Annotated in this window: 8 protein-coding genes; 5 read left to right on the top strand and 3 right to left on the bottom strand. The window is 70.6% G+C overall.

The genetic code is table 11. The features are described 5' to 3' along the window. Positions 1 to 188 precede the first annotated feature (188 nt). A complete protein-coding gene (locus HAV39_RS15110; protein ID WP_191839854.1) occupies positions 189 to 845 on the bottom strand; it encodes a TetR/AcrR family transcriptional regulator in 657 nt (218 codons plus the stop codon). Between the two features lie 135 nt (positions 846 to 980). Here HAV39_RS15110 and HAV39_RS15115 point away from each other — a divergent pair, with 135 nt between their 5' ends. The 4 genes from HAV39_RS15115 to HAV39_RS15130 all read left to right on the top strand — a co-directional run bounded on the left by HAV39_RS15115 (position 981) and on the right by HAV39_RS15130 (position 9,146). Continuing rightward, on the top strand, positions 981 to 1,835 hold the full coding sequence (locus tag HAV39_RS15115) for an SDR family oxidoreductase (RefSeq protein WP_191839855.1): 855 nt from the start codon (positions 981 to 983) through the stop codon (positions 1,833 to 1,835). Between the two features lie 344 nt (positions 1,836 to 2,179). After that, positions 2,180 to 5,794, top strand: a complete 3,615-nt coding sequence (gene metH, locus HAV39_RS15120; RefSeq protein ID WP_239120994.1) for a methionine synthase — start codon at positions 2,180 to 2,182, stop codon at positions 5,792 to 5,794. A 233-nt stretch (positions 5,795 to 6,027) separates the two neighbouring features. After that, a complete protein-coding gene (locus HAV39_RS15125; RefSeq protein ID WP_239120995.1) occupies positions 6,028 to 6,714 on the top strand; it encodes a hypothetical protein in 687 nt (228 codons plus the stop codon). Further along, positions 6,711 to 9,146, top strand: a complete 2,436-nt coding sequence (locus HAV39_RS15130) for an AAA family ATPase (RefSeq protein WP_191839856.1) — start codon at positions 6,711 to 6,713, stop codon at positions 9,144 to 9,146. Before HAV39_RS15125 ends, HAV39_RS15130 begins: the two co-directional genes overlap by 4 nt. A 60-nt stretch (positions 9,147 to 9,206) precedes the next feature. On the opposite strand, the gene HAV39_RS15135 is transcribed toward HAV39_RS15130, so the two are convergent. Continuing rightward, on the bottom strand, positions 9,207 to 11,468 hold the full coding sequence (locus HAV39_RS15135) for an ATP-binding cassette domain-containing protein (protein ID WP_191839857.1): 2,262 nt from the start codon (positions 11,466 to 11,468) through the stop codon (positions 9,207 to 9,209). 97 nt (positions 11,469 to 11,565) lie between these two features. Between HAV39_RS15135 and HAV39_RS15140 the strand changes: the two genes are divergently transcribed. Further along, entirely contained in the window at positions 11,566 to 12,306 is a 741-nt protein-coding gene (locus HAV39_RS15140; RefSeq protein WP_191839858.1) for a TetR/AcrR family transcriptional regulator, read from the top strand. A gap of 88 nt (positions 12,307 to 12,394) precedes the next feature. Here HAV39_RS15140 and HAV39_RS15145 read toward each other — a convergent pair whose 3' ends face one another. Continuing rightward, positions 12,395 to 13,750 carry an arylsulfatase gene (locus tag HAV39_RS15145; RefSeq protein ID WP_191839859.1) on the bottom strand — a complete coding sequence of 452 codons (1,356 nt, stop codon included), beginning with the start codon at positions 13,748 to 13,750 and terminating at the stop codon, positions 12,395 to 12,397. Between the last annotated feature and the right edge of the window lie 3 nt (positions 13,751 to 13,753).

Raw genomic sequence — 13,753 nt, forward strand, 5'->3', positions numbered from 1 at the left:
CGACCGAAGACGATCTAAAACGCTTTCGGTTCATTCAGGCAGAGGGTCTGATCGATGTCAATGGCATGCATACAGGCAAATTCGGCCATGCCGTATCACCTGCGACCGCAACGCTTTCGGAATGTGCCGAAATCATTTCGAGCGTGGTCGATGGCTGCGGGCACCCCGTGCCGATACGGAGAGTGAGGTCAGTTCGCCGGTTCGCCCGCGAAGCGGCGGCCGCGCTCGCGCATCGCGTCCATCACCCGGTCCACGCCGGGACTCGGCGGGGCGGGCGTGCGGCCGGGGGAGCGCAGCCCGTCGAGGGTGTACGCGAGCTGCCGCCGCCAGGCCGTCGGCGCGGTGTCGGCGGTGCGCTCGATGAGCCCGGCGTTCGCCATCAGGATCAGCGCCACGTCCTCGTGCCGGAAGTCCGCGCGCAGCTCGCCGGCCGCCTGCGCGCGCTCGATGAGCTGCTGCAGCCCGTGGTACGCGCGGTCGTGCAGCGCGTCGAGCCCCGGCACCCCGGCCACCGCGGCGGTAAGCAGGTCGGACGTCGCCCGGCAACGCGACTGCACCCCGCACAGGTAGACCAGGTGGTCGTGGAACCCGGTCCAGGCGTCGGGGTGGGCGGCCGCGCGCTCGGCGGCCGTGACGATCTCGGCCAGCGTCTCCGCGTACACCGCCGCGATCAGGTCGCGCCGGGCGGGGAAGTGCCGGTAGAGCGTGGCGTTACCGACTCCGGCGGTGCGCGCGATCTCATCGAGGGGTGCGTCCAGCCCGCGCTCGCTGAACACGGCCAGCGCGGCGTCGACCAGCCGGCGGCGGTTGCGCTCGGCGTCGGCGCGGAGGGCGGTGGTGGCCATACCGCCAGCATAGCGAAGTGGGGAGACATCCCCGGTTGTGCTACGGTCGGCTAACCGGGGAGTAGTCCCCGTTTTCGAGAGGCTTTCGCGGCCGGAGCACCCATGCCCGGACCGCCGAGACATGTGGGAGAACAGATGTCTATCGTGATCAGCGGGGCCACCGGGCAGCTCGGGCGGCTCGTCGTCGCCGCGCTGCTGGACCGCGGTGTCGCCCCGGGGCAGCTCGTGGCCGGGGCCCGCGACGAGAGCCGGCTCGCCGAGCTGGCCGCGCGCGGCGTACGCACCGTCCGGTTCGACTACGACGACCCGGCGAGCCTGTCCGCGGCCCTGGCCGAGGGCGACACGCTGCTGCTGGTCTCCGGCAGTGAGGTCGGCCGCCGGGTCGCCCAGCACCAGGCCGTGATCGACGCGGCGAAGGCGGCCGGGGTGGCCCGCCTGGCCTACACCAGCGTGCTGGACGCGGCCGAGTCCGCGCTGCCGGTAGCACCCGACCACGTCGCCACCGAGCAGGCGATCCGGGCCTCGGGCATCCCGTTCACCCTGCTGCGCAACGGCTGGTACACCGAGAACTACGCACCCGCGCTGGTCCAGGCCCGCGCCGCCGGGGTGGTGCTGTCCAGCGCCGGTGACGGCCGGGTCGCCAGCGCCACCCGCGCCGACTATGCCGCCGCCACCGCCGCGGCGCTCACCGGCGACGGCCACGAAGGCGCGGTGTACGAGCTGTCCGGCGACCACGCCTGGGACTTCGACGAGCTGGCCGCGGCGTTCGCGACCGTGCTCGGCCGCGACGTCGTCTACCGGCGCGTCTCGCCGGAGGAGCACCTGAAGCTGCTCACCGAGGCGGGCCTCGACGCCGGCACCGCGGGCTTCCTGGTCGCCGTCGACGGCGACATCCGCGCCGGTGCCCTGGCGCTGACCACCGGCGACCTGTCCCGCCTGGCGGGCCGCCCCAGCACCCCGCTCGTCGACGCCCTGCGCCCCCTGGCCTGACCCGGCCCAACGTCGCGGGAAGCGGGCGCCCCACCGCGAGCGTTGTTCCACGCGGAGGCGTCCGCATCGCGGGACAGCGCTCATGATTGTCGGACTTGCCTGGCAGATGTTCGGAAGCTGCCTCAAGATACGCACAGCTGCCAGGCAAGTCGGATGATCGAGGTGGAGCCGGGCGGCCCGTCCCGATCTGCGGGACGGGAGGTGCCGCGGTCGCGAGCGGTGGTGGGACTGACGGTAAACTTCGTGTTCAGGTCGAGAGGCGCTGCAACGGGCACAGCCCGCCACGCTCGGCTGGACACACCGTTGCAAGGGCGCCTCCGAGAGTTCTTTCGGAGGTGTTCGCGTTGAGCCGGTCTTCTTCCCCCGCCACCCGCGTGCAGGAGCTGCGTTCGCTGCTCGACCAGCGGATCGCGGTGCTCGACGGCGCGTGGGGCACCATGCTGCAGAACGCCAAGCTGGGCCCCGAGGACTACCGCGGCGACCGCTTCGGCGACCACTCGCACGACCTCACCGGCAACCCGGACGTGCTCATCCTGACCCGGCCCGACCTGATCCTCGACGTGCACCGGCGCTACCTCGCCGCAGGCGCGGACATCACCTCGACGAACACCTTCACCGCGACGAGCATCGCCCAGGCCGACTACGGCCTGGAGGCGTACGTGCGCGAGATGAACCTGCGCGGCGCGCAGCTGGCCCGGCAGGCCGCCGACGAGTTCGGCGGGCGCTTCGTGGCCGGCTCGGTCGGCCCGCTCAACGTGACCCTGTCGCTGTCCCCGCGCGTCGACGACCCGTCCTACCGGACTGTCTCCTACGACCGGGTCTTCGAGACGTACGCCGAGCAGATCTCGGCGCTGGCCGAGGGCGGCGTCGACATCCTGCTCGTCGAGACGATCTTCGACACCCTCAACGCCAAGGCGGCCATCGCGGCGGCCCGAGAGGTCGCCCCGCAGCTGCCGCTGTGGATCTCGGTGACCATCGTCGACCTGTCCGGCCGCACCCTGTCCGGGCAGACCGTGGAGGCGTTCTGGCGCTCCATCGAACGGGCGCAGCCGCTGGTCGTCGGCGTGAACTGCTCGCTCGGCGCGACCGAGATGCGCCCGCACGTCGAGGAGCTGTCCCGCCTCGCCGGGATCTACACCGCCAGCCACCCCAACGCCGGCCTGCCCAACGCGTTCGGCGGCTACGACCAGACGCCGGAGGAGACCGGCGCGCTGCTGGGCGAGTTCGCCACGTCGGGCCTGGTCAACATCGCGGGCGGCTGCTGCGGCACCACGCCCGAGCACATCGCGCAGGTCGCCGCGGCCGTCAAGGGGCTGCCGCCGCGCGCGGTGCCACAGCTGCCGAAGGCCACCCGGTTCAGCGGCCTGGAGCCGTTCGCGATCGGCCCGGACACCGGTTTCGTCATGATCGGCGAGCGCACCAACGTGACCGGCTCGGCGAAGTTCCGCCGCCTCATCGAGGCCGACGACCACCAGGGCGCGGTCGCGGTGGCGCTGGACCAGGTGCGCGGCGGGGCCAACCTGCTCGACGTGAACATGGACGCCGACCTGCTCGACAGCGAGCTGGCGATGACCACGTTCCTCAACCTGATCGCGACCGAGCCCGAGGTGGCCCGCATTCCGATCATGGTGGACAGCTCCAAGTGGAGTGTGCTCGAAGCCGGTCTCAAGTGCGTGCAGGGCAAGGGCGTGGTCAACTCGATCAGCCTCAAGGAGGGCGAGGAGGTCTTCCTCGACCAGGCCCGGCGTATCCAGGGCTACGGCGCGGGCGTGGTGGTGATGGCCTTCGACGAGCAGGGCCAGGCCGACACCGTCGAGCGCAAGGTCAGCATCTGCGGGCGGGCGTACGACCTGCTCACCCAGCAGGCCGGGTTCGCCGCCGAGGACATCGTGTTCGACCCGAACGTGCTGGCCGTGGCCACCGGCATCGCCGAGCACAACGGGTACGCCAAGGCGTTCATCGACGCGCTGCCGCTGATCAAGGCGCGCTGCCCCGGGGCGCGGACCAGCGGCGGCATCTCCAACCTGTCGTTCTCGTTCCGCGGCAACGACGTGGTGCGCGAGGCCATGCACTCGGCGTTCCTGCTGCACGCCGTCCGGGCGGGGCTCGACATGGGCATCGTCAACGCCGGACAGCTCGCCGTGTACGAGGACATCCCGGCCGAGCTGCGCGACCTCGTCGAGGACGTGCTGTTCGACCGCCGTCCCGACGCCACCGACCGGCTCGTCGCGTACGCGGGCACGGTCAGCGGCGAAGGGACCAAGCGCGTCGCCGACCTGGCCTGGCGCGAGGCTCCCGTGGCGCAGCGGCTGTCGCACGCGCTGGTGCACGGCATCGTGGACTTCATCGAGGAGGACACCGAGGAGGCCCGGCAGGAGGCCGCGCGTCCCCTCGAAGTCATCGAGGGCCCGCTGATGGACGGCATGAAGGTCGTCGGCGACCTGTTCGGCGCGGGCAAGATGTTCCTGCCGCAGGTGGTCAAGAGCGCCCGGGTGATGAAGCGCGCGGTGGCCTACCTGGAGCCGTACATGGAGGCCGAGAAGGAGCAGGCCCGCCGCGACGGCAAGGCCGAGACCACGCGCGGGCAGGGCAAGGTCGTGCTGGCCACGGTCAAGGGCGACGTGCACGACATCGGCAAGAACATCGTCGGCGTCGTGCTGGGCTGCAACAACTACGAGGTCGTCGACCTCGGCGTGATGGTGCCCGCGGCGAAGATCCTGGACACCGCGCTGGCCGAGGGCGCGGACGTGATCGGCCTGTCCGGGCTGATCACCCCGTCGCTGGACGAGATGGTCTCGGTCGCGCAGGAGATGCAGCGCCGCGGCCTGAAGCTGCCGCTGCTGATCGGTGGGGCCACCACGTCCCGGCAGCACACCGCGGTGCGCATCGCCCCGGCGTACGAGTCGGCGACCGTGCATGTGCTCGACGCCTCCCGCGTCGTCGGCGTCGTGTCCCAGCTGCTCGACCCCGCGCGGGCCGAGGGGCTGGCCGCGGACAACCGCACCGAGCAGGCACGGCTGCGCGACGAGCACGCCAACAAGACCCGCCAGCCGCTGCTGACCCTGGCGCAGGCACGGGCCAACGCCGAGCGGCCCGACTTCACCGACCTGCCGGTGCCCGCGTTCACCGGCCTGCGCGAGGTCACGCCGGACCTGGCCGAGCTGCGCAAGATGATCGACTGGCAGTTCCTGTTCCTGGCCTGGGAGCTCAAGGGCAAGTACCCGGCGATCCTGGAGCGGCCGCAGGCGCGGGAGCTGTTCGACGACGCCAACACCATGCTCGACCAGATCATCGCGGACGGCTCGCTGCAGGCCCACGGGGTGTACGGCTTCTGGCCCGCGCACGCCGAGGGCGACGACATCGTCATCGAGGGCGAGGCCCGCATGCCGATGCTGCGCCAGCAGACCGTCAAGCCGGCCGGGCGGCCCAACCGCTGCCTGTCGGACTACCTGGCCCCGGCCGGGGACCACGTCGGCGGCTTCGCCGTGGCCATCCACGGCGCGGACGAGCTGGCCGCGAAGTACGAGGCCGAGCACGACGACTACCGGGCCATCATGGTCAAGGCGCTGGCCGACCGGCTCGCCGAGGCGTTCGCCGAGCACCTGCACCTGCAGGCCCGGCGGGACTGGTTCGAGCCCGACGCCGACCCGGCGATCGAGGACCTGCACGCCGAGCGCTTCCGCGGCATCCGGCCCGCGTTCGGCTACCCGGCCACGCCCGACCACACCCTCAAGCGGGAGCTGTTCGACCTGCTCGGCGCGGAGAAGATCGGCATGGGCCTGACCGAGTCGTACGCGATGACCCCCGCCGCCGCCGTCAGCGGCCTGCTGCTGGCGCACCCGGACTCGCGCTACTTCACCGTCGGCCGCATCGGCCGCGACCAGCTGGCGGACTACGCCACCCGGCGCGGCGCCGACCTCGCCGACGCCGAACGCTGGCTCCGCCCCAACCTGGGCTGACGTAAGGACTCGACGCGCCACCAGGATAATCAGGCATGTATGTCGATCGCGCTATCGGTAGTGCGGTCGACATTGCCGACTGTGCAGCCATTCTGAACCCGGATGTGTCGCCGCCATACTCCTTACAGGAGCACCGACAGCCACCGTGCCGGTCGGTGACACCACCGGAGGTGTCGTCGCCCGCACGCGAGCAGTGACCGATCAGGACAGCCCGACGGCGGTGGGGGCGCGTCATGAAGGACAGGCGGCAGGCAGCGGGAAAGCGGGCGGCGCTGGTCGCCCTCCTCACGACGGTGGCGCTCGCGCTGGGCGGGTGCGGCGCGCCGGAGTTCGACTACGTCAAGAACGCCGACGACGGCGTCTACTTCAAGGTCCCCCACGGCTGGCAGCGCATCGAGCACGAGGCGATGGACGTGATGCTGTCCGGGGAGGATCCCGACTCGGTGGCCGCGGCGGCGCGGCGGGAGCGGATCTGGTCGGTCGGCTACGACGCCTCGGTCGTCCCGCAGCCGCTGCACCTGTTCCTCGGCACCGGCGACCAGCCGTTCGTGTACGCGATGGTGCGCCGGCTGTCCGAGAACGAGATCAACGCGGTGTCCCTGAACGGGGCCCGTGATCTGCTCCTGCCGGTCACCGACTCGGCCCGCGCGGACAACGCGCAGAGCGCGGTGTTCCAGGGCTTCGAGCTGGTCTCCGACGAGATCCTGCCGAGCGACGGCTCGGTCCGCGGGGTGCGCTCGGTGTTCAACTACAGCCCCGGTGGCGGCTCGCTGCAGACGTTCGACCAGACCGTCTACGTCGACGACGCCGGGCGGCGGCTGTACCAGTTCATCCTGCGCTGCTCGGCCTCGTGCTACCGCGAGCGGGCGGCGGAACTCGACGTGGTCGTGCAGTCCTTCACGGTCAGGAGCGTGGCATGAGCGAGCCGGTGGAAGGCCTGCGCCCGCCGGGAGAGCCGGCGCGGGTGGAAGAGCGTCCCAAGCGCAAGAAGCTGCCGTTCTGGGACCGGATCAAGTTCCTGTTCCTGTTCGCCGTCGCCTGGCTGGTGCTGGTGTGGGCGGAGATGGCCGACTTCCCGGGCGGCATGCCGTTCGTGGAGGCGGCGCGCATCCACCTCGTGGAGTCGCGCTGGCTGCTGATCCTGGCCGGGCTGGAACTGCTGCGGCAGCTGCACTTCCTGGTCAGCGAGCACTGGGCGGCATACCACCGGTTCTGGAGCCACCGGGTGTTCGGCGGCGTCGAGCGCTTCTCCCGGCGGCGGCTGTCCGACTGGACCAGGTTCCGGCTGGCCCGCATCCTGAAGTGGGTGTTCTGGATCGTGGTGTTCGCGCTCGTGGCGGGCGCCGTGCTGGACACCTCGCCGGTGCTGGCGCTGTTCCAGGCCCCGGCGATCCTGTGGGCGCTGATGCCGTTCGTGCTGCAGATGGTGTTCCTGCTGTTCGTCGTCGTGATGCAGTTCGTGGCGATCTTCTGGTTCCTGTCCCGGGGCGGCGTCGAGGTGTACTACCCCGACGACATCAAGACCCGGTTCACCGACGTGTGGGGCCAGGACCACGTGCTGGCCCGGGTGCGGGAGAACATCGTCTTCCTGGAGCAGCCCGACGCGATCGAGGCCAAGGGCGGCTACGTGCCCTCCGGCCTGCTGCTGTGGGGCCCGCCGGGCACCGGCAAGACGCTGATGGCCGAGGCGGTGGCGGGGGAGACCGGCAAGCCCTACGTGTTCGTCGACCCGGGCGCGTTCACCAACATGTTCATGGGCGTCGGCATCCTCAAGGTGAAGTCGCTGTTCCGCAAGCTGCGCAAGCTGGCGCTGCGCTACGGCGGCGTGATCGTCTTCTTCGACGAGGCCGACTCGCTGGGCAGCCGCGGGCAGCTCGCCCAGGGCGGCCCCGGCTTCCCGCGCGGCATGACCCCGGCGTTCACCACCGGCCCGGGCTGCCACGGGTTCGGCTACCTGTCGCCGGACACGCAGTGGCGGCTGGCCCGGCACACGGCGGCCGAGCACGCGACCGAGGAGGTCCCGGCCCCGGTGCGGCGCAACCGGTTCGTGATGGGCGCGGGCATGAACAACGGCGGGGGTATGGGCACCCTGCAGGCTCTGCTCACCGAGCTGTCCGGGCTGAAGAAGCCGCGCGGCTTCGTCAACCGGTTCGTGCGCCGCGCGCTGGGCATGCGCCCGAAGCCGCCGCCGCGCTACCGGATCCTGGTGATGATGGCGACCAACCTGCCGGAGGCCCTCGACGAGGCGCTGCTGCGACCGGGGCGCATCGACCGGATCTACAAGGTCGGTTACCCGAGCAAGGCGGGCCGGGTCCGCACCTACGAGGGTTACCTGGGCAAGGTGCGCCACGAGCTGACCGCCGCCGAGATCGACAAACTGGCGACGATCACGCCGTACGCCACCGGGGCGACCATCAAGGACCTGATCAACGAGGCGCTGATCACCGCGATCCGGGACGGCCGCGAGGTCATCGCCTGGCGCGACGTGATGCGGGCCAAGCAGCTCAAGGAACTCGGGCCGCCCGAGGACGTCGAGTACATCGAGCGGGAGCGGCATGCCGTCGCGGTGCACGAGGCCTGCCACGCGGTCATCGCGTACCGCACCCGGCACCACATGGAGATCGACATCGCCACCATCGAGAAGGGCAGCGACTACCTCGGCATGGTGGCCAGCATCCCGCCGGAGGACCAGTTCACCCGGTGGCGCACCGAGTACGAGGCCGACATCTGCGTGTCGCTGGCCTCGCTCGCGGGGGAGCGGATGTTCTTCGGCGGGGACAGCTCGTCCGGCGTCTCGGGCGACCTGGAGTCGGCCACCACGGTCGCCTCGTTCATGGAGGGCTTCTGGGGCATGGGCGGCACCGTGTCGTCGTACTCGACTGCCAAGCGCCTGGAGGTCGGCGCACCCGGCGGCGGGCAGGGCGGCCGTCGCAAGAAGGGCCAGGACACGGAGGCCGAGGTACGCCACGCGCTGGCCGACCGGATCGAGGACATGCTCGGCGACCTGCTCGCCCGTACGGCCGAGCTGCTGGCCCAGCACCGCCGCGACGTGCTCGCCCTCGCCCACGCGCTGGAGACGCACAAGACGCTCACCGGCGACGACGTCGTCGCCGTGCTCGAAGGCCGGTCAGGTCCGGTCGTCGACGGCACCCTCTACCGGTCCGAGCAGTTCCTGGCCGAACTCGACGCCTACCACGAGGCCGCCGCCGCCGCCCACCTCGGCCACAGCCGCCTCACCATGGCCCTGCCCGCCGCACCGGTCCCCGCGACGGCCGTCCCGTCGGCATTCGCCCCGCCCACGCCCGCCGACCCACCGACCTCCCCAGAGCCCCCCACCCACCTCCAGCCCTGAAGCGAAGGAAGGGCACCTTCTACACGGACGTCCGTTAAGAAGGTGCCCTTCCTTCGCTTGTCAGCTCAGGTGGGTGCGGAGGTGGGCGGCGGTCAGCGATTGCTCGTCGGTCAGCAGGTCGTGGGGCGTGCCCGCGAAGACGATCCGGCCGCCGTCGTGGCCCGCGCCGGGGCCCATGTCGATGATCCAGTCGGCGCGGGAGATGACGTCGAGGTTGTGTTCGATGACGATCACCGTGCTGCCGCCGTCGACGAGGCGGTCCAGCAGGCCGATGAGGTTGTCCACGTCGTTCATGTGCAGGCCGGTGGTGGGTTCGTCGAGCACGTAGACGCGTGAGCTGTTGCCCAGTTCGGTGGCGAGTTTGAGGCGCTGGCGCTCGCCGCCGGACAGGGTGTCCAGCGACTGGCCCAGGGTGAGGTAGCCCAGGCCGACGTCGACCAGGGCGGTGACCATCGGCCTGATCGCCTTCTCGGTGAAGAACGACGCCGCCTCGGTGATCTGCATCCGCAGCACGTCGCTGATGTTCTGGCCGCGCAGCGTGTGTTCGAGGACCTCGGGCAGGAAGCGCCGGCCGTCGCAGGCTTCGCAGGTGCTCACCACCGGGTCCATGAAGGCCAGGTCGGTGTAGAGCAGGCCGATGCCCTGGCACTGTGGGCAGGCGCCCTTGGAGTTGGCGCTGAACAGGGCCGCGTTGACGCCGTTGGCCTTGGCGAACGCCTTGCGGATCGGGTCGAGCACGCCGGTGTAGGTGGCCGGGGTGGAGCGTTTCGAGCCGCGGATCGGCCGCTGGTCGATGAAGATCGCGTCGGGGTGGTGCCGGGGCAGGCAGCCCTGGATGAGCGAGCTCTTGCCGGACCCGGCCACGCCGGTGACCACGGTCAGCACGCCTTCCGGGAGGGACGCGGTGACGCCCTTGAGGTTGTGCAGCGCCGCGTCCTTGATGACCAGCTCGCCGGTGGCGGCCCGCACCTTGGGCTTGAGCGCCTGGTGGCGGCTGAGGTGCTCGCCGGTGAGCGTGCCGGAGGCGGCCAGCCCGGCCAGGTCGCCGGAGTAGACGACCTGCCCGCCGTCGCGGCCGGCGCGCGGGCCCATGTCCACGACGTGGTCGGCGATGGCGATGACCGAGGGCCGGTGCTCGACGACGAGCACCGTGTTGCCCTTGTCGCGCAGCCGGACCAGCAGCTCGTTGAGGCGGTGCACGTCGTGCGGGTGCAGCCCGACGCTGGGCTCGTCGAAGACGTACGTCATGTCGGTGAGGCTGGAGCCGAGGTGGCGGACCATCTTCACCCGCTGGGACTCGCCGCCGGACAGGGTGGCGCTGGGCCGGTTGAGGCTGAGGTAGCCGAGCCCGATGTGGGTGAGGTTGTCGAGCCGGGCGGCGAGGGAGTTCAGCATCGGGGCCAGGGTGGGCGCGTCGACGCCGCGGATGAACGCGGCCAGGTCGGCGACCTCCATGGCGGCGCACTCGGCGATGTTGCGGCCGTCGATCCGGCAGGCGAGGGCAGCGGCGTTGAGCCGGGCGCCGCCGCACGCGGCGCAGGCCGAACGGGTGGCGATCCGGTCGATCGCCGCGCGGATGTGCGCGGCGGTGGTCTCGGTCTGCTTGGTCAGGTAGAGCCGCTTGAACTTGGGCACCAGGCCCTCGTACGTGGAGTTCATGCTGCCCGCCGGGGTGGCCAGCTTGACCTTCGCCTCCGGCAGGTACATGAGCCGGTGCCACTCGTCGGGGGTGTAGTCGCGCAGCTTCTTGTCGTTGTCGAAGAAGCCGGACTGCGTGATGATCGCCCAGAACCAGCTGTCCACGTTGAAGCCGGACAACCGGATGGCGCCCTCGTTGAGCGACTTGTCCCGGTCGACGATCGCGTCCTCGTCGATGGCGGCGACGTCGCCGAGGCCCTCGCAGTCCGGGCACATGCCGTTGGGGTCGTTGAACGACAGCACGCCCGGGTTGGCGACGGCGGGCGAGCCGAGCCGGGCGAAGATCAGCCGGAGCATGGAGTACGCGTCGGTGACCGTGCCGACCGTGGAGCGGGAGTTCCCGCCCAGGCGCTTCTGGTCGACGATGATCGCGGCGGACAGGTTCGCCAGCGAGTCGACGTCCGGCTGGCCGTAGCCGGGCAGCAGGGACTGCAGGAAGGCCGTGTACGTCTCGTTGATCAGTCGCTGCGACTCCGCGGCGATGGTGTCGAACACCAGCGAGGACTTGCCCGAACCGGACACGCCCGTGAAGAGTGTGATCTTACGCTTCGGGATGTCGAGACTGATGTCCTTGAGGTTGTTCTCGCGGGCTCCGCGTACCTGGATGAAGCCGTAGTCGGTCACGGTCGGACCTCCGGGGATCGGGTCGTGGGGGCGGCTCGCAAGCGTAGCCTGTACCGTACGGTGTACGCCAACGGATAAGACGAGGTGGAGTGTTCCCGTGAGCGCCAAGAGTGACCCAGGTCGCAGCCTCGCGCTGCTGTGGGGCTCGCACACCCGGCCCGGCCGGTCCGGCCTGACGGTCCGGGCGATCGTCGACGCGGCGATCGAGCTGGCCGACGCCGAGGGCCTGGACGCGGCCACCATGCGCCGGGTCGCCGACAAGATCGGCGTGGGCACCATGTCGCTCTACACCCACGTGCCCGGCAAGGCCGAGCTCAACGACCTCATGGTCGACACGGTTCTCGGTGAGCTGTACACGGGCGTCGACGAGCCGGCCGGCCACGGCGGCTGGCGCGAGGGCCTGCGCTACGTCGCCGAGCGCAACTGGGACGTCAGCCTGCGCCACCCCTGGCTGCTCGACGCCACCGGCGGCCGGCCGACCCTGGGCCCGAACGCGGTTCTCAAGTACGAGGCCGAGCTGCGTGTCCTCGACGGCGTCGGGCTGACCGACCTGCAGATGGACTCCGTGCTCACCCTGGTCCTCACCCACGTCGAGGGCGTCGCCCGCAGCCACGCCGGCCTGGCCCGTGCGCAACGCGAATCCGGCCTGACCGAGACGGAGTGGTGGCGCGCCACCGCCCCTGTGCTGGAGCGGGTCATGACCGGCCACGACTTCCCGGTCGCCGGTCGCGTCGGGGAGGCCAGCAGCCAGGTCTACCAGGCCTCCGCCGACCCGGCCCACGCCTTCGCCTTCGGCCTCGACGTCATCCTCGACGGCGTCCAACGCCTCATGAAGTGAGGAAAGAACACCTTCATGTCGCCATCGGGGCCTAAAGGGCGGACGCGCTGCTCGTGCCAGGCGCCCGAAGCGCGGCGGCAGTGTCCGGTCACCGATATCCCGGGAAGTCCTCGCCCGTCTCGATGTTGCGATACTTAGCCACGCTCTGCTGGTACTGCTTGATCAAGCCGTAGACCGGCCGGAACACCCATCCGACGTCCATGGCGTGTTCCCAGATGTTGAACCGCTCGCCAGGGTCGCCGATCAGGTCGAACACCAGGGGCATCTGCACGTCGGTGATCGGGCGGTCGATGCCGTCCGACGTACGGAAGATGACCTTGTAGTTCTTCCACTTGACCGACATCAGCCTGCCGTCGATGCCGAAGTAGAGGACCGAGTCCCGGCCCGAGCTCTCTCGCCGGCCGAGCAGGTGCTCAGCGGCGTCGATCCCGTCGATGGGTCGGTCGGTGGGCACCCGCCCCGACTCGCCGATGATGCCGGCGAAGGTCGGCAGCCAGTCCACCGCGCAGAACATCTCCTGGCTGCGCCGTCCCGCCGGGATGCGGCCGGGCCAGCGGATCACCGCGGCGGTGCGGTAACTTCCCTCGTACGGCGGGGTGAAGAAGTCACCCCGCCAGGGCCCGTTCGAGCCGCCGTGGGCGCCGGCGAGCGGGCTGGTGGCGTTGTCGCTGCTGAATACGACGATCGTGTCGTCGGCGACGCCCGCACGGTCGAGGGCGTCGAGGATCTGGCCGGTGCGGTGGTCCAGTTCGGCGACGCTGTCGGCATAGATGCCGCCGCCTGACTTGCGGACGAAGTCCGGATGCACCCCCATCGGCGGATGGACCTGGTACATCGCCACGTAGACGAAGAACGGCCGGTGCGCCTTCGCCTGCCTCTCGATGAACCCGATCGTGCGCTGGGTGATCTTCTCGTCGCCGAGGTCCTTGGCCTGCTTGTCGAACACGCCGACCGGCCGCACCGGCTCGCCCCGCACGCCCTCCCACTCCTGCGGCTCCGGTTCACCGAGTGCGCGGAACTGCTCGTATGCCGAGTATCCGGCCTCGTCGGAGGAGTTCTTGATCCCGAACCACTCGTCGAAGCCCTGGTCGGTCGGCAACCGGCCCGGCTCCTCACCCAGGTGCCACTTGCCGTATGCGGCAGTGGCGTACCCGGCGTCGGAGAACAGCTGTGCCAGCGTGTACTCCCACGGTGCGAGACCACCGGCCTGGCCCGGCATCGGCACGATCGACGTGCCCGAACGCACCGGCAGCCGCCCGGTCAGCAGCGCCGACCTGGTGGGCGTGCACTGCGCCTCGACCGTGTAGTTGTCCAGCCGCAGCCCGTCCGCCGCGATCGAATCGATGCGCGGCGTCGCCACCGTGCCGCCGTAACAGCCCAGATCCCCCCAGCCCAAATTGTCGGCCAGGATGAACACCACGTTGGGTTTCGCTGACGGGTTCATTGG

This window comes from Catellatospora chokoriensis (assembly GCF_011297315.1).
GTDB lineage: Bacteria > Actinomycetota > Actinomycetes > Mycobacteriales > Micromonosporaceae > Catellatospora > Catellatospora citrea.